Annotated in this window: 15 protein-coding genes; 11 read left to right on the top strand and 4 right to left on the bottom strand. The window is 50.2% G+C overall.

Going from position 1 to position 17677, the window contains the following annotated elements:
- Positions 1-695 precede the first annotated feature (695 nt).
- The 5 genes from dppA to dppF all read left to right on the top strand — a co-directional run bounded on the left by dppA (position 696) and on the right by dppF (position 6344).
- The gene (dppA, locus tag IX31_RS17375) at positions 696-2303 is read left to right on the top strand and encodes a dipeptide ABC transporter periplasmic-binding protein DppA (protein WP_034460622.1); all 1608 of its coding nucleotides are present in this window, start codon (positions 696-698) and stop codon (positions 2301-2303) included.
- A 113-nt stretch (positions 2304-2416) separates the two neighbouring features.
- Positions 2417-3436 carry a dipeptide ABC transporter permease DppB gene (gene dppB, locus IX31_RS17370; RefSeq protein ID WP_034460620.1) on the top strand — a complete coding sequence of 340 codons (1020 nt, stop codon included), beginning with the start codon at positions 2417-2419 and terminating at the stop codon, positions 3434-3436.
- Positions 3437-3445: 9 nt separating this feature from the next.
- Positions 3446-4348 carry a dipeptide ABC transporter permease DppC gene (gene dppC, locus IX31_RS17365; RefSeq protein WP_034460618.1) on the top strand — a complete coding sequence of 301 codons (903 nt, stop codon included), beginning with the start codon at positions 3446-3448 and terminating at the stop codon, positions 4346-4348.
- A gap of 11 nt (positions 4349-4359) precedes the next feature.
- Positions 4360-5343, top strand: a complete 984-nt coding sequence (gene dppD / locus IX31_RS17360) for a dipeptide ABC transporter ATP-binding protein (RefSeq protein WP_034460617.1) — start codon at positions 4360-4362, stop codon at positions 5341-5343.
- Complete coding sequence (dppF, locus tag IX31_RS17355; RefSeq protein WP_034460616.1) at positions 5340-6344, top strand: dipeptide ABC transporter ATP-binding subunit DppF; 1005 nt, start codon at positions 5340-5342, stop codon at positions 6342-6344. The genes dppD and dppF overlap by 4 nt, the downstream gene beginning before the upstream one ends.
- 151 nt (positions 6345-6495) lie before the next feature.
- Here the strand turns inward: dppF and IX31_RS17350 are convergent, their stop codons facing one another.
- Positions 6496-7359: a DUF2971 domain-containing protein gene (locus IX31_RS17350; RefSeq protein ID WP_034460615.1), complete on the bottom strand. Its 864-nt coding sequence runs from the start codon at positions 7357-7359 to the stop codon at positions 6496-6498.
- Positions 7360-7422: 63 nt separating this feature from the next.
- On the bottom strand, positions 7423-7614 hold the full coding sequence (locus tag IX31_RS17345; RefSeq protein WP_034460613.1) for a toxin-antitoxin system HicB family antitoxin: 192 nt from the start codon (positions 7612-7614) through the stop codon (positions 7423-7425).
- Between the two features lie 136 nt (positions 7615-7750).
- Between IX31_RS17345 and IX31_RS17340 the strand changes: the two genes are divergently transcribed.
- Positions 7751-8260, top strand: coding sequence for a hypothetical protein (locus IX31_RS17340; protein ID WP_034460611.1), 510 nt, complete (start codon positions 7751-7753; stop codon positions 8258-8260).
- A gap of 136 nt (positions 8261-8396) precedes the next feature.
- Here IX31_RS17340 and IX31_RS17335 read toward each other — a convergent pair whose 3' ends face one another.
- Entirely contained in the window at positions 8397-8552 is a 156-nt protein-coding gene (locus IX31_RS17335) for an AbrB/MazE/SpoVT family DNA-binding domain-containing protein (protein WP_157837383.1), read from the bottom strand.
- 185 nt (positions 8553-8737) lie between these two features.
- Here IX31_RS17335 and IX31_RS17330 point away from each other — a divergent pair, with 185 nt between their 5' ends.
- Positions 8738-9481, top strand: a complete 744-nt coding sequence (locus IX31_RS17330; RefSeq protein WP_241767203.1) for a Fic family protein — start codon at positions 8738-8740, stop codon at positions 9479-9481.
- Between the two features lie 20 nt (positions 9482-9501).
- Here IX31_RS17330 and IX31_RS17325 read toward each other — a convergent pair whose 3' ends face one another.
- A complete protein-coding gene (locus IX31_RS17325; protein WP_051880747.1) occupies positions 9502-11217 on the bottom strand; it encodes a thiamine pyrophosphate-dependent enzyme in 1716 nt (571 codons plus the stop codon).
- 531 nt (positions 11218-11748) lie between these two features.
- Here IX31_RS17325 and bcsO point away from each other — a divergent pair.
- From bcsO to bcsB, 4 genes are read left to right on the top strand one after another with little or no spacing between them, the layout of a single operon-like run.
- Positions 11749-12339 carry a cellulose biosynthesis protein BcsO gene (gene bcsO / locus IX31_RS22080; protein ID WP_051880746.1) on the top strand — a complete coding sequence of 197 codons (591 nt, stop codon included), beginning with the start codon at positions 11749-11751 and terminating at the stop codon, positions 12337-12339.
- Entirely contained in the window at positions 12330-13133 is an 804-nt protein-coding gene (gene bcsQ, locus IX31_RS17315) for a cellulose biosynthesis protein BcsQ (RefSeq protein WP_034460607.1), read from the top strand. Before bcsO ends, bcsQ begins: the two co-directional genes overlap by 10 nt.
- Before the next feature lie 19 nt (positions 13134-13152).
- On the top strand, positions 13153-15273 hold the full coding sequence (gene bcsA, locus IX31_RS17310) for a UDP-forming cellulose synthase catalytic subunit (RefSeq protein ID WP_051880745.1): 2121 nt from the start codon (positions 13153-13155) through the stop codon (positions 15271-15273).
- The gene (gene bcsB / locus IX31_RS17305) at positions 15270-17666 is read left to right on the top strand and encodes a cellulose biosynthesis cyclic di-GMP-binding regulatory protein BcsB (protein ID WP_034460606.1); all 2397 of its coding nucleotides are present in this window, start codon (positions 15270-15272) and stop codon (positions 17664-17666) included. Before bcsA ends, bcsB begins: the two co-directional genes overlap by 4 nt.
- Positions 17667-17677: the final 11 nt, after the last annotated feature.

Here is a 17677-nt window from a genome sequence, read left to right as displayed (position 1 = left end):
GGTCGGATAAGCGCAGCGCCATCCGACAAACAGGCGAAAGAATGGATGACGCTATCGCTTTTCGACCTTACAACTCTCGTAATCTTGCAAAAACATCTGCTTCATCGTCCAACAACTGCCTTTATATGATTTTGTGACATATTCCATCGTATTTTGTTATGGAAAATCGTGGATTAATGCCCCGTTGCTTATGTTTCATACCAGCATGATTCACTCCAGGAGATATAGATCACAAAACTTATCGTTCAGATAATCAGCATCTGGCAAGAAATTTTACAGAATTAGTACAACTGATTACGACTCCCGCTCGTCTTTTAATCAGTGGAATATTCTAGGTACATGGCAGTAGCATAAATTTCCCTGCTGGAAACAGAGCTTCAGGCTTTTTTTAAACTTTGTTCGCTGATTCTCACCTCGGTTGTAAATCCCCGTTACCTATATTGACGTTTAACTCATCTGTTGACAGATTGTAGGGCGTGAGGGGCAAATTATGGACAGTCCGCACTACCACACAGCTAGCCTGACGAAAGGAACACCTGGCCTCACCACCGCCTCCGGGCACACCGAACAGACCGCACTCAAATAACAAAGGTCTACGGATAAAAACAACACGACACATGTCCCGATAGATTTCTTATTAAGCCTATAAAGCCGTTATAAGAATCAATAAGGGAACATCACAACGGAGCAGAAGAATGAGTCTTTCCTTGAAGAAGTCAGGGATGCTGAAGTTTGGTCTGAGCCTGGTGGCATTGACCGTAGCAGCTAGCGTTCAGGCAAAAACCCTGGTTTATTGCTCAGAAGGTTCCCCAGAAGGTTTTAACCCGCAGTTGTTCACCTCTGGTACAACTTACGATGCCAGTTCAGTGCCAATCTATAACCGCCTTGTTGAGTTCAAAACTGGCACTACTGAAATCATCCCAGGCCTTGCTGAGAAATGGGACGTCAGTGCAGACGGTAAAACCTATACTTTCCACCTTCGTTCAGGTGTGAAGTGGCAGGACAACAAAGATTTCAAACCAACACGCGATCTGAATGCCGATGACGTCGTGTTCTCCTTCGATCGTCAGAAAAATGCTAACAACCCGTACCACAAAGTTTCTGGCGGCAGCTACGAATACTTCGAAGGCATGGGTTTATCTGACCTGATCAGCGAAATTAAGAAAGTGGACGACAATACCGTTCAGTTCGTGCTGACTCGTCCAGAATCACCATTCCTGGCTGACCTTGCGATGGACTTCGCCTCTATTCTGTCCAAAGAATATGCTGACAACATGATGAAAGCCGGCACGCCGGAAAAAACTGACCTGAACCCAATCGGTACTGGTCCGTTCCAGCTGCTGCAATACCAGAAAGATTCTCGCATTCTGTACAAAGCGTTCCCGGGCTACTGGGGCACCAAGCCACAGATCGATCGTCTGGTCTTCTCCATCACACCTGATGCGTCTGTTCGTTACGCGAAACTTCAGAAAAATGAGTGCCAGGTTATGCCGTATCCAAACCCGGCTGACATCGCTCGTATGAAACAAGACAAGAGCATCAACCTGATGGAACAGGCTGGCCTGAACGTGGGTTACCTGTCCTTCAATACCGAGAAGAAACCGTTTGATGACGTGAAAGTGCGTCAGGCGCTGACTTATGCGGTGAACAAAGAAGCGATCATCAAAGCGGTTTATCAAGGCGCAGGCACTGCGGCTAAAAACCTGATCCCACCAACTATGTGGGGCTACAACGATGACGTGAAGGATTACACCTACGATCCTGAAAAAGCGAAAGCGCTGCTGAAAGAGTCTGGCCACGCTGATGGCTTCACCGTTGACCTGTGGGCAATGCCAGTACAGCGTCCGTACAACCCGAACGCTCGCCGTATGGCTGAGATGATTCAGGCTGACTGGGCGAAAGTCGGTGTGACCGCCAAAATCGTAACCTACGAGTGGGGCGAGTACCTCAAACGCGCTAAAGCTGGTGAACACCAGGCTGTGATGATGGGCTGGACCGGCGACAATGGGGATCCGGATAACTTCTTCGCCACTCTGTTCAGCTGTGCTGCGGCAAAAGACGGTTCTAACTACTCTCGCTGGTGCTACAAGCCGTTTGAAGACCTGATTCAACCTGCGCGTGCCACAGACGATCACAACAAGCGTATCGAACTGTACAAACAAGCTCAGGTAGTGATGCATGACCAGGCTCCGGCGCTGATCGTTGCTCACTCCACGGTATACGAGCCAGTGCGCAAAGAAGTGAAAGGTTATGTGGTTGACCCATTGGGCAAACACCACTTTGAGAACGTGTCTGTCGAATAATAAATAACAGTAGCGTGCTTTATTCCCTCTCCCAATCGGGAGAGGGTGAAAGATTTGTGAGCAATACAGACTGAAGGCTGCAAGGCTTTCAGTCACTACAGAGAATCCGGGTTATGTTGCAGTTCATCCTCCGACGTCTGGGGCTAGTTATCCCCACTTTTATCGGTATTACCCTTCTTACCTTCGCTTTCGTGCACATGATTCCCGGTGACCCGGTGATGATTATGGCCGGTGAGCGCGGTATCTCTCCTGAACGTCATGCTCAGTTGTTGGCTGAACTTGGCCTCGACAAGCCTATGTGGCAGCAATACGTCCATTATATTTGGGGAGTAATGCATGGCGATCTGGGCATTTCGTTAAAAAGTCGTCTTCCTGTGTGGGACGAGTTCGTACCGCGTTTTAAAGCGACCATGGAACTCGGTGTCTGCGCGATGCTGTTTGCCGTTGCCGTGGGTATTCCGGTTGGCGTGCTTGCTGCGGTTAAACGTGGTTCCGTCTTTGACCACACCTCTGTGGGCCTTGCGCTGACAGGCTACTCAATGCCTATTTTCTGGTGGGGTATGATGTTAATCATGCTGGTTTCCGTTTACTGGAACCTCACCCCAGTATCAGGGCGCGTCAGCGATACGGTATTCCTCGACGACACCTTGCCCCTCACCGGTTTTATGCTGATAGACACCGCCATATGGGGTGAGCCGGGCGACTTCATCGATGCAGTGATGCATATGATATTGCCAGCGGTGGTGCTCGGTACTATCCCGCTGGCGGTTATCGTGCGTATGACTCGCTCGTCAATGCTGGAAGTGCTCGGTGAAGACTACATCCGTACCGCTCGCGCTAAAGGCCTGACGCGCATGCGCGTTATCGTGGTTCATGCGCTGCGCAACGCCATGCTGCCAGTTGTGACCGTTATCGGCCTGCAGGTCGGTACGTTGCTGGCAGGTGCAATCCTGACGGAAACCATCTTCTCCTGGCCGGGTCTTGGCCGCTGGCTGATTGATGCATTGCAACGTCGTGACTACCCGGTAGTGCAGGGCGGCGTATTGTTGGTTGCGACGATGATTATCCTCGTGAACCTGATCGTCGACTTACTGTACGGCGTGGTGAACCCGCGTATACGCCATAAGAAATAAGGGGCCATCATGACGCAATTAACTGAAAACAAAGTGGTAGCGGCGCCAGTTCCAATGACGCCATTCCAGGAGTTCTGGCACTACTTTAAACGTAACAAAGGGGCGGTCATCGGTCTGGTGTATGTCACCGTGATGATTCTGATCGCCATCTTCGCTAACGTGCTCGCGCCACACGGCCCGGCAGAACAGTTCCGTGATTCACTGCTACACCCGCCGGTCTGGCAGGATGGTGGCAGTTGGCAGTTCCTGCTCGGAACAGACGACGTAGGCCGCGATATCATGGCTCGCCTGATGTACGGCGCGCGTTTGTCGCTGCTGGTAGGTTGCCTGGTGGTGGTGCTGTCGCTGATTATGGGCGTAGTGCTCGGTCTGGTGGCAGGTTACTTCGGCGGTATTATCGATAACATCATTATGCGTATTGTCGACATCATGCTGGCACTGCCAAGCCTGCTGTTGGCGCTGGTGTTGGTGGCAATTTTCGGCCCATCGATAGTTAACGCTTCGCTTGCCTTAACCTTTGTTGCACTGCCGCACTATGTGCGATTGACGCGCGGAGCGGTGCTGGTGGAAGTGAACCGCGATTACGTAACCGCTTCGCGCGTTGCGGGTGCAGGTTCCATGCGCCAGATGTTCATCAATATTCTGCCAAACTGTCTCGCACCGCTTATCGTGCAGGCCTCACTTGGTTTCTCTAACGCCATTCTCGATATGGCCGCTCTTGGCTTCCTCGGCATGGGTGCGCAGCCGCCAACACCAGAGTGGGGCACTATGCTCTCCGACGTGTTGCAGTTCGCACAAAGTGCCTGGTGGGTGGTCACCTTCCCTGGTCTGGCAATCCTGCTGACGGTGCTGGCATTTAACCTGATGGGTGACGGGCTGCGTGATGCGCTCGATCCTAAACTCAAGCAGTAAAGGGCTACGTAATGGCGTTATTGAATGTAAATAAATTATCGGTGCATTTCGGCGACGAAAAGACACCGTTCCGTGCCGTAGACCGCGTGAGTTACAGCGTAAATCAGGGCGAAGTTGTCGGTATCGTTGGGGAATCAGGTTCCGGTAAATCGGTTAGCTCGCTGGCGATTATGGGGCTGATTGATTACCCAGGCCGCGTCATGGCGGAAAAACTGGAATTTAACGGCCAGGATCTGCAAAAGATTTCTGAGAAAGAACGTCGTAATCTGGTCGGTGCCGAAGTGGCGATGATCTTCCAGGACCCGATGACCAGCCTCAACCCTTGCTACACAGTCGGTTTCCAGATTATGGAAGCGATTAAGGTGCACCAGGGTGGCAACAAAAGTACGCGTCGTCAGCGTGCTATCGATCTGTTGAACCTGGTCGGTATTCCCGATGCGGCTTCGCGTCTGGACGTCTACCCGCACCAGCTTTCCGGCGGTATGAGCCAGCGCGTCATGATTGCGATGGCGATTGCCTGCCGTCCTAAGCTATTGATTGCCGACGAACCGACCACCGCACTGGACGTGACTATCCAGGCGCAAATCATCGAACTGTTACTGGAACTGCAGCAAAAAGAGAACATGGCGTTGATTCTTATCACCCATGACCTCGCGTTGGTGGCTGAAGCGGCACACAAAATCATCGTGATGTATGCAGGGCAAGTGGTGGAAACGGGCAACTCGCACGATATTTTCCGTGCACCGCGCCACCCGTACACTCAGGCGTTGCTGCGTGCACTGCCTGAATTTGCACAGGACAAAGCGCGCCTGGCCTCGCTGCCGGGCGTGGTTCCGGGTAAGTATGACCGCCCGAACGGCTGCCTGCTCAACCCACGCTGCCCGTATGCGACCGACAAATGTCGCAGCGAAGAACCAGAACTGAATATGGTGGATAACGGGCGTCAGTCCAAATGCCACTTCCCACTCGATGATGCCGGGAGGCCAACGCTATGAGTACCGATAAGGCCACTGCGCAACCTCTGTTGCAGGCCATCGACCTGAAAAAACACTATCCGGTGAAGAAAGGCATTTTCGGCCAGGAACGCCTGGTGAAAGCGCTGGACGGTGTATCGTTTGAGCTGGAACGCGGTAAAACGCTGGCGGTAGTGGGCGAATCTGGTTGTGGTAAATCCACGCTGGGCCGCCTGCTGACGATGATTGAAATCCCGACCGGTGGCGAGCTTTACTACCAGGGCCAGGATCTGCTTAAGCCTGACGAAACAGCCGAAAAGCTGCGTCGCCAGAAAATCCAGATAGTCTTCCAGAACCCGTATGGCTCTCTGAACCCGCGTAAGAAAGTGGGGCAAATTCTTGAAGAGCCACTGCAAATCAACACCAACCTGAGCAAAGCCGAACGCCGTGAAAAAGCGCTGGCGATGATGGCGAAAGTTGGCCTGAAAACCGAACATTACGACCGCTATCCGCACATGTTCTCCGGCGGCCAGCGTCAGCGTATTGCTATTGCCCGTGGCTTGATGCTTGACCCGGACGTAGTGATTGCGGATGAACCCGTTTCGGCACTCGACGTTTCCGTGCGTGCACAGGTGCTGAACCTGATGATGGATTTGCAGCAGGAAATGGGGCTGTCGTATGTGTTTATCTCCCACGACCTGTCCGTGGTAGAGCACATTGCCGACGAAGTGATGGTGATGTATCTGGGGCGCTGTGTAGAGAAAGGGACGAAAGATCAGATCTTCTCGAACCCGCGCCATCCGTACACCCAGGCTCTACTTTCTGCGACACCGCGCCTGAATCCGGACGACCGTCGCGAACGTATTAAACTCACCGGCGAGCTACCAAGCCCGCTGAACCCACCTCCGGGCTGCGCCTTCAACGCCCGCTGTCGCCGTCGTTTCGGGCCGTGCACGCAGTTGCAGCCGCAATTAAAAGAGTACGGCGGCCAGCTGGTGGCGTGTTTCGCTGTTGATCAGGATGAGAATGTAGAGATTCGGTAGTTCAGGACGCCCCCACCCTAATCCTCTCCCTTGGGAGAGGATCGATCTAGTCCAGGTTTTCTTCCGAGCTACGCAAAGGATAGAGGGGTATTCTTTTCTCCCTTGCCCCTTTGGGGAGAGGACTGGGGTGAGGGGAAGTTATCGAGGATGATTATTCATTAATCCATTTCCCTATTTCAATGCTGAAACTTGATTTATGAAACCGTACTCCATGTATTTTTGCATCAGGATAGTTCTTACGGACAATGTCTACCAATAGTTTTTGTTGTTCGGGCGGCATTCTATCCCCAATATAAATGGAATCTATTGACTCGGCAGAGTAGTTAACATAGCCATTTTTGTTGGTTAAGAATCTAATTTCGCACTCATAGCCCCAACTGTCATGTTTTGTATGTAATGCACCTGCAAACCCTTTTGAATTACCATCAAAAAAATCTAAGAAGAAGACTTTATGCATTTCTTTTTCATATCGAACAAAGGCATAATCGATATTCTTTTCTTTATTTAACTCTTTGATAGATTTATGTAATTCTTGCCCATTATATTTTATACAGAAACCTTTTAGGCCATCAGCGTAATGTGACCACATTAAAGAATTTGCAACATGACTTCTCTCATCTCCCGGTATATCACTTGATAAGCAATACGTTGCCATTTTTAAGAATTCATCTCTATAATCTTCTTCCTGCTCCTGTAGTAAATTATCCATGAATTCTTTAAATTTTGGCTGGCCTGACTCATAGAGTTTTTCTATAAAATCATTAGCTCCCGTTTCACTTAGCAACTCTTTAGTATTAATATCTCGCATATTTTTCTTTAATAGAATATTCGCGATAGGTTTAAACAACATTCTAAAATCATCGTCTGTTTCTGGACGAGTCACACTGAAACATCCTTCAAAAGGATCATTTAAAGAAGAAATAGATGAGAACCAAGCTTTTTTATTTGAAAGAGCTGACAATGAATTAATGTTCATCGTGTGAAATTTATATAACCATGTAAATGGAACAGACATTAATTATCTCCTTTCGCCTAAGACATTTTTTCCATTGTAGAATGAGTTTGAAAAAAGATGATTTTAACCCTTTGGCTCAATCCCTTTCTGCTTCAAAGCCTCGCGTGCCAGGTTTTTAAACCAGTTCGCCAGGCTTATTCCTTGCTCTGCGGCCTCGACGTCCAACTGCTCCCGTAACGCGGGATCGATACGCATTTTGAAGTGTGGGGATTTTCCGCTGCCTTTTGGTTTTTTATCACGACTGATGATTGACATGGGGCCCCATATTGTTAGTATGTAAATATTATAGGGGGGCACATTATCATGACCTACCTGTAATAAACAACGCCCCGGAGTGCTGGAACACTGCCGAGGCGTCTAACCACAACGTTAACTGTTAAGGAGTAACGCTATGGCTAACGCCGATAGTAACACATTCGCTCGTCCTGAAATCGAGCCTGCCGTCACCACATTGTTAAAAACCCCGCTCGCTATCTCTATGGATCTGTTCCAGATTCTCGACTGCTGCCAGCAGTACGCCGATGCGCTTATCGAAAACTACGACAACACCGAACGCATGGCGCTATGTGGCCGTTTGTTCGCCGGGCTGGAAATGTTGAAGAGCAGCCTGATCGCACCTTTACCTGAACACTTAATCCAGCGCCTGACCGTTAATGTGGCAGAACCTGACAACTACCGCTGCCCGCTTTCAACGGATTCTGAAACCCTGCGGGAATACTGCTCGGCGCTAACCCTGGTGCTTTTACAGCGCCAGCAGCCGCTGGAGCAAGAAGATCACATCACCGGATTATTGTTCGAATTGATCAATGTTCTGGCTGAAGATTTAAAAGCGCCGCGCTTTATTCGTACTGATGCGGGGTTGGTGATGATTAGTGGCGGTGCGAAAGCGGAAATTCACTGATTCTCGTAGGGCGGGTAAGCGCAGCGCCACCCGCCGAAAATGTTTGATGGCGCTAGCGCTTATCAAACCTACAAATGATAAAACCCGCCGATAAAGCGGGTATTTTCAATACCGATAAAACCACAAACTTTTCAGGCTATTCTCTGGATGACATAAAATCGGCAGTCACGAGATCTTCATTAAACCAGTTATCCCAATCTGTAGCGGCGGCGATGACGTCAATCGTAAGATCGCAAGCTTGCGGATCGACTGGTTTAAGGCTCTCTGTCAGTGTCTCGTCTTGATCTTTCATGCATTTAATTATGCTTTCCCTTTTCATTACGCATCATCCTGACTTTGTTTTTGTGTGGTAAAGCTGGGCAAAACGGCTTGATATGTCAATGGGATAATCTTTTCGGGAGCTTTAACATGATACATTTTTGTATCACCAGCCCCGCTGTTGTAAATTACAGGCCGAGACACACAAAGGAGTTACCCTTGATCACACAGAATTCCACACCGCTTGGATTCACCTGGAATGCCAGTTTATTACCAACAGTAAATCCGGGCAGCACGCGTCGGGCGTTGGCGATTTATCAGCAGCAACTGGCCTCTTTTGTGTGGGATGCAGCCAAACTCGAGAATAATCCTTTTACTTTCGTCGAAGTGCAGACGCTTCTGGACGGCGTGACCGTTGGAGGACACAAGCTGTCCGACGCCGAGCAGGTGACGAACCTTGCTGACAGTAGCAAAAAACTGGTGGAACTAGTCAAGACGGATCGCTTTGATCTGGATAAGTCTACAATCCTCCTTCTGCACGCCATCATTGCCCGTAATGAAGCTCTGGAATGGGGGGTATTCAGAGGCGAAGGCGAAGAAACGACGTATTCTCCTTATGTTGCGCTTGGCGAAAAAGGTGAACACCGCCCATTACCCACACTCCCCGGAGCCCCCGAACTCAACCGTGTCTATTCCAAAGGTGTGGAATTCATCAAAACACTACCGCCGTTTGAAGGGGCGCTTGTCATGTTCCTCTTTGGCGCGCTGCGACAGTTCTTTTTTGACGGCAACAAGCGCACCAGCCGTCATATGATGAATGGCTGGCTCATGAAACATGGCTACGACCCAATCAGCGTACCCGCCGCAAGAGCGCAGGAATTTAACGACAAAATGGTCAACTTCTATGTCAGCAAGGAAGGTTCCGACATGCTGGCGTTTCTCAATAGCTGCCGCCGAACCTGATTACCCCCCAATCCCCGCCCTTAAAGATTATTTGCCCGAGGGTTATGCCCAAGTATCTGCATCGCATCTGCCGGGACTTCAATCAGCAGCGAAGGGGCGTCTGAGCGCGTGGAGCGATTCAAAAGCGCCTCTAGATTGCTGAGGTCCGGTGCCAGTTTTTCGGCTTCCCATCCGCAGGCTCTGGCAATGGCGCAGTAATCCAGCGGGAAGACAGGGGCGTGATAGTGCGATTCCGGGGTATCGGGAATAATTCCCGGCAGCCCCTGGCTGACGATTGAAAAACTGGCGTTATTCAGCAGGAATATAATCAGGCCCAGATTGCGGGCTTCGCCAAGAGAGCCGGAAAACAAACGGAAGCAGCCGTCCCCTGTGAAGACAAATACCGGGCTTTCGGGGGCTGCGATCTTTGCGCCGATGGCCAGGCCAAATGCGCCACCCATCGCGGAGCCGCGATACAACGAGAAAAAATCTATCTGATTGCTGGGGCGTTGTGTGACGTACTGACGGTCTTTATAGGCCAGGCAAACATCATCAAACCCTATCGCTTCTTCAGGCCAGATTTTATCAAGATGTTGATAAAGTTCGGCCATATCTACATAGTCGTCGCGCGGAGTGGCAAAAGGGCGATGATTAAGATTTTTCGGCGCAGGTTTGGCGTGGATGGACGCAAAAGCATCTGTTTCTGCAGTCGAAATTAATGTGCTCACCAATTCATCGAGCTGGCCAAAAACATGGGAATACTTTCCACGAGCCAGGTGGTGGAAGCTGTGTTCAATTTGCCCGTATGCATCAGCTATATGGCTAAGATAAAAAGTGTGTGATGCGTTAAATGGTTGAAGATTAACAGTATATTCATCCGGGCAGGCGCCTAAGACTAATAAAACATCTTCATCGCCCAGCGCGTTGAATAGCGCTGTTGCTTCGTCATTGCCGCCAAAAGAAATATATCCGTAGCCATACGCGTTGTTGCGCTCTACCGCGTTGGCTCCATTAATGCTCCAGATTGTCGCCGCATGTAGTGCGGTTCCTAACTGTGTGGTTAATGTTTTCGCATCGGCATATCTCGCCATTTCCTCGCCGACTAACACAACCAGCCGCTTGCCTTTTACTGCGTCGCGAAACTCGGTAACAAAATTCTGAATGTCATTTTTGCCATATTCGGGCAATGCATAAGAGCGAACAGCGGGGAGATGTACGGGTGTCTTCAACGCTTCGTGTAACAGGACGAGCACGACAGGCTTTGCGTTTAGCAACTGGTGGTGAGCAGCAAGAAGTTGCCTGGCCAACGTTGATGGATCGTCCAGCACAAAAACGCCTTCCGGCAGCTCGTTGCGTAACTGCGCCACCACATTACTGCCGTGCGCCGAGGTGTCTTGTAAGGGGCTGAAACCGAGAGTATTCAGGCCGGACAAAGGTACGATAAACACGGCTGGAATATCATGGAGTTTGGCATCGCTTAGCCCGCAGGCCAGCAGTTTTGTTGCGGCTCCCGTGGTCGCTACTGCCGCCGCCATTCGGCCAGTCGAAAGAAAGTGACCGAGAGGGACAAAACCTGCGCTGTATTCTCCTAATGACATAAATCCGGGAGCGTCAGAGGATTGCGGATCATACGGTGGAATATGTTTAAGAAAATGAACCACTCCGCCGCCGGTTACACCGCAATAAAGTGTGATCCCCCATTCAGTAAGCGTATTAATGATTATCTGGTAACCGGTTTGTAAGCCTTTGCTGGTCATTTTTTCACCGTACAACGTGGAAAACGGTAGCTAAACCGTAGCCAATGCGGGGGGAATGACAAATAGGTTTTTGAGATGTCGAACTAAAACCACACAAAATTAAATATTAATATGTATTTCAGTGATGAATATATTAGATGAGCGCTGGCTATTGATGTTAATTTTTCACGCGAAATAATAGAAGCCAACAAATGCGATTTATGCAAGTGAACTCACAAACAAAAGCTGCTACCTTTTAACGGTTAGTATTAAATAGCGCTTAATTACAAATCTAATCATCTTCATGCTTAGATAGATATTAATAAGAAAAAAAGGTGGAGAAATGACCTCCTGAGCCTATATATTGGCTTGAAATGCCATCGATTTATCAAAAAAAGAATAATAAAATAAGTAATGATAACGTATGGCAATTAATAACGATTTATGAAGTCAATAAGCCATAATCATTAACTAAAAAACCTTTTTAATAGTATTGGTATAAGCTTTGAATAACTATCTCATCGAAACGTCTTATAAATCATGAGTGTCGCAATGAAAAACTATGATGACTTGCAGCGATTCAAGGATAAGACCCGCACAGGCGCTATCGAATTCAAGGATATGTCGGCGCAAAACCAACAGTCAGAAGCCAGTAACTGGACAATAATCAAACAGCTAATGAATACTGGCGATGATGATTCTGTACTTGCTCAAGCCGGGAGTATTACTGTTCCTGCACCGCAAGCGGTGAAGGCTGATGAATTTGATGTGAGCCACTTCAGGCCGCTTACGGCACAACCTATCAGCAACACTGCATCACAAGGCTCGATTCTCAATAGCCTGAATAGTGCATTGCCTGAAGCAAAGTCTGCGATTTCACAGTCCGAGCCTGGTAAACCGACCACTACCACATTATTTGAACAGCTGGCACCCGTGGTTGCAGCACCTGAACCGGTTATAGAACCCATCAAAGAAATCGTGAAACCTGCCGCTGTTTCAGCGCCGCAGGCCCCTGCACCGGTAAAAACAGAGCCCGTGCGTTTTGACAAACTGTTCGCAGCCAAAGGGAATACGGCGCGGAATCATCCCGCCAAAGACTTACCGCTGCAACCGTTGCTGGAGATGATTGCGTCATGCCGTTAGTGTGTGTTTGCTCGCCAAAAGGCGGAGTAGGGAAAACCACGGTTACCGCCAATCTGGCGTATGCGTTGGCTCGTGCGGGTAGCAAAGTATTAGCCATTGATTTTGATGTGCAGAACGCGCTGCGCCTGCATTTTGGCGTGCCTTTGTCTGATGGTCGGGGTTATGTCGCTAAAGCCATTGAATCGGCAGACTGGAGCCAGTCGGTTCTGACGGCAGGCAGCAATATGTTTGTGCTGCCATATGGTGATGTCACTGAAGATCAGAGACTTGAGTTTGAACAGCGTCTGACTAACGATAGCCACTTCCTGTTACGCGGGTTAAGTACTTTGCTTAACTATCCAGGCCTTGTGATTATTGCTGACTTCCCTCCAGGACCGAATCCTGCGCTGAAAGCCGTATCGCATCTTGCCGACTTGCATCTGGTCACGATGCTTGCGGATACCGCTTCACTTTCTTTATTGCCACATATTGAAAATCACCGCTTGATTGGCGAGCCGCTCAACAATAAAGCAGGATATTATTTTGTCCTTAACCAAAGTGATAACCGCCGCCATATAAGCCGCGATGTAACTGCATTTATGCAGCAACGTCTTGGCGATCGCCTGCTTGGTGTTATTAACCGCGATGAAAGTGTGGCTGAAGCTAACGCTTCCCAGCAATCAATATTCGATTTCAGCCCGGCTTCCGCTGCGGCTTTTGATATTGAGCTTATTAGTAAACGCGTTGCCGCTCTTCTCGGTATAAAAATTGGTGATGGCGCGGTTCACACCGCTTTAAGAACGTCAAATTTCTGACAATCATTCAGGATGTCCTATGAAAAAGGTCCTGTTCTATTTACTGCTATTGGTGTTAGCACCTATAGCTGTGCTTATCATCATTACGCCTATGGACAGCCAGAAGCAGTTTATCTTTGGCTTTATCAGTCTCGCGATAATGTTTGTATTAGGCTTCAGCAAAAAGCACAGCGTGTCGATAATCATGATGCTGGTCTCGGTCTTGATGTCCACGCGTTATATTTATTTTCGTGCCACGCAAACGCTGCACTTTAATTCTGAAATAGAAGCCATTCTCGGAATAGGGCTATTTTTAGCTGAACTGTTTATCTGGGTCATTTTATTACTGAGCTATCTGCAAACTTCTTTCCCGTTAAAAAGGGGAATTGTGCCGTTGCCGGATGATACGTCGACCTGGCCGACTGTGGATGTTTATATTCCCAGCTACAACGAAAGCCTCGATGTGGTGCGTGATACCGTACTGGCCGCGCAATGTATCGACTACCCACGCGATAAGATCAAAATCTATCTGCTCGATGACGGTAAGCGGCGTGAATTTGCAGTTTTTGCCGCTGATGTTGGCGTGGGTTACATCACGCGAAACGACAACTCGCATGCCAAAGCCGGTAACCTCAACCACGCTATGAAGCTGACCAAAGGCGAGCTGATTTGCGTCTTTGACTGCGACCACGTAGCTACGCGTATTTTCCTGCAAGCGACGGTTGGTGCATTCCTGAAAGATCCAAAACTGGCACTGTTACAGACGCCACACTACTTCTATTCACCCGATCCGTTTGAACGCAACTTATCAGGTGGACGTAATATCCCTAACGAAGGCTCGCTGTTCTACGGCCCAATTCAGCAAGGGAACGATAACTGGAACGCGACATTCTTCTGCGGCTCTTGCGCCGTTATCCGTCGCACCGCGCTTGAAGAGATTGGTGGGTTTGCGGTGGAAACCGTAACTGAAGATGCCCACACCGCGCTGAAGATGCAGCGCCTTGGCTGGAAATCTGCATTCCTCGATATTCCGCTGGCAGCAGGGCTTGCGACTGAGCGCCTGGTACTACATGTGATTCAGCGAACCCGCTGGGCGCGCGGTATGACGCAAATATTCCGTATGGATAATCCGCTGTTTGGCCGTGGCCTGACGTGGCAACAGCGCTGCTGTTATCTCAGTGCGATGCTCTACTTTCAGTTCGCTTTGCCGCGTGTGGCGTTCCTGACCGCACCACTGGCGTATTTGTTGTTTAACCTGAACATCATTCACTCCTCCGCAAGCCTGATTTTTGCTTATGCGTTGCCGCATTTGCTGCTAACCATCTACCTGAACTCGAGAATGAACGGGCGCTACCGCTACAGCTTCTGGGGTGAGATTTACGACCTGGTGCTGGCGTTCCACCTGATTTTGCCAACGGTTATCACGATGATTTTCCCGAAACGCGGCAAGTTCAACGTGACGGACAAAGGTGCGCTGCTGAACGTGGGTTACTTTGATTTCAGCGTGGTGCGGCTGCACGTGATTATCGCAGTGTTGCTGACGGTGGCGGTGATCGCCGGGATAGTGCGCGCCTGCGCCCATGACTACTTTGGTGTCGATCCGAACGTTATTGCGCTCAACGTCGGTTGGGGCTTGTACAGTCTGGTGTTCCTGCTGGCGGCAATTGCCGTAGCTCGCGAAACGCGCCAGACGCGTAAAACTATCCGTATTGATGTCGAAGTACCTGTCGTTATTCACTATGCCAGCGGCATTTCTTCACGCAGCAATACGCTCGATTTATCAATGGGCGGCTGCCGAATTGCGGTGCCAGATGACCGACATCTTACTGATGAAATCGAAGAGATCGAACTGCAACTGAAATCCGGCTCCATCAGTATTCCTGTTCAAATGATTGCCCACGACGAACAGGCTATTCGCTTGCAGTTTGAAGAGATCCCACTGGACCGCCGCCGTGAGCTGGTGCGTGTTGTGTTGGCCCGTGCTGATGCGTGGATTAACCCGCCAAAGCCGCAGGACAACCCGTTCCGTTCCCTGCTAATCATTATTCGTTGTGTATTTGACCTGTTCTGGCTGACGTGGAAATCACGCCGCGAAAATCGCCGTTTACGTCAGGAAGAAGCAAGACGTATGGAAGCTGCCGGCGAGGACAACGTTGCATGAAACGGATGACCTATACAGTTTGTCAGTTGTTGCTCGTATTTAGCGTACTGACTTCGCCTGTTATGGCCGAAGAGCCGACGACGGTGGAGTCGTTGCTGCCGGTAGATTTACCGGCTCCGGGGCAAGAAGCCGTGGAGTCGCAAGATTCTGTGCCAGCTTCAGAAACGGTGCCTGTCCCCGATCCTGTTCAAGCTCCGACTCCAACTCCAACTCCGGCTCCTGCGGCGGCACCATCGGTCTTTGTTCCGGGGAGTGTCAGCAGCATTACTATGGCGCAAATGGGCCAACCGCGAGGTATTACGCTGAGCGGCGGCCAGTTGCAGGCGGGTATTGATTTCACGTTGCCATCGGATCAGGTCATTACCAACGCGCAATTGGCGCTGAACCTGAAAGTGTCTCCGGCAATGGCGGCAAGAAATACTACATTGCAGTTGATGATGAATGGTCAGCCGCTAGGGACTGTTCCGCTGGGTTCTGCCGATAGCGATGTCTCCAGCTACCAGTTGGAAATCCCGGCAGCGATGGTGGTGTCGAGTAACAACATCAGCTTCAAAATTAATGATGGCGATGCCTTACTGTGCTTGCGCGACCTGTCTGAAAAATACCAGGTCACCATCATGCCGAATACGCGCCTGGATCTGGAAGGGCAGCAGCTCAATATTGGCGCAGACCTCAGCCATTTCCCGCGCCCGTTCTTTGACGCGATGCAAATGACCCCGGCTTCTGTGACGTTCGCCTTCCCGGCAAAAACATTACCGGAGCAAGTCAGTGCTGCGGCATTAGTCGCTTCCTGGTTGGGGATTGAGGCGGATTATCGTGGCATCTCCTTTAACGCATTGCGCGACACATTGCCGGAGAAGAACGGCATTCTGTTTGGCAAATCGGGTGAGCAAATTGGCGGCCTGACGCTGCCAGAAACGCAAAAACCGATGCTGCAAATTATCGATAACCCAGGCAACCCGGTTTATAAACTGCTGCTGGTAGTGGGTAATTCAGACCAACAATTACGTGCAGCGGCATGGCGTTTAACTCAGGGTAAATTCCTTGGGCAAACCGCAAGCACCCTGGTTGAAAACCAGACAATCCCGGTTAGCAAAGCGTATGACGCACCGCGCTGGATACCGACCGATCGCCCGGTGCGCTTGACCGAACTGATGCGCAAAGACCAAAGCCTGACGGCAACGGGTATCTGGCATGAGCCGTTAAGTGTTGCCTTCCGTGCCGCGCCGGATCTGTTCTTGTGGGATGGTGAAACTATTCCCGTGAAGATTGGCTACCGCTTCCCGACGGAGTCCTGGATTGATGAAGATCGCTCTTATCTTTCGCTGACCTTTAACGGCACCTTCCTGCATAACCTGCCGGTAAACAAACAAGGTGCGCTGGAAACGCTGTGGCGGAAAGTGGGCGGCGATGCGCGCCAGGAAGATTACAACCTGGCGCTGGAGCCTTACCTGATTTACGGCGACAACCAGTTGTCGTTGTACTTCAACATCCAGACCAAAGAAACGGCACCGTGTAGCGTACTGCTCAACAACAACATCAAGAGCCGTATCGATGAAAATTCATCGATTGATTTGAGCAAAACTCGCCACTTCTCGCTGTTGCCAAATCTCTCTTACTTCGTGGGTGCATCATTCCCGTTCTCACGCTTTGCTGACTTCGCGCATACCGTGTTGCTGCTGCCAGAAAACCCAGGTGAGGCTGAAATCAGCACACTCCTGAATATGGCGGCACGTTCAGGCAATGCGACCGGAACGTCGCTTAACAATAACGTCGTGATGTTCGGGGTACCGACAGCCGGTGGCAACCTGCAACGCCTCGAAGAAAGCCACGTGCTTGCGGTTTCTACCATCAACAAAAATACCTTTAACCGGACGCTGCTGGCTCAGTCACCGTTTACCAGCAACGAACACTCATTCGGTGTGCGGGAACGTTCAATCTGGCAAAAAGTACAGAGCTGGCTTGAAGGCGACTGGGGTTCGACCGGTATTGCCGCCGACCGTTACTTCTCTTCTAACGAGGCATGGCGCGGGTTTGTCAGCTTCCGCTCGCAATGGAACCCAAACCGCGTGGTGGTGATGGCGATTGGCAGCACAGACGAGCAGCTTTCACGTCTTCAGACCGACTTAGCCTCGGCACGCATTAACGCCGGAATTCGTGGTGATGCCTCAATCATTACCGATGAAAACGGGGTGCGGAGCTTCCGCGTTGGCCAGCAGTTCCCAAGCGGCCAAATGCCCTGGTACATGATGGTGGTCTGGTATGCCAACCAGCATTCTGCACTGCTGGCCATTTTAGGTTTGTTGTTCGCCACAGTGATTGGCTTGAGCTTGTATGCCTTACTGAAAAAACGCGCGCATAAACGTCTTAATCCTCAGGATGATGGTAAGTAAAGGTGGTGCTC

It is taken from the genome of Buttiauxella noackiae (assembly GCF_000737905.1).
Lineage (GTDB): Bacteria > Pseudomonadota > Gammaproteobacteria > Enterobacterales > Enterobacteriaceae > Buttiauxella > Buttiauxella noackiae.
This window is presented reverse-complemented; position numbering and strand designations above follow the sequence as displayed.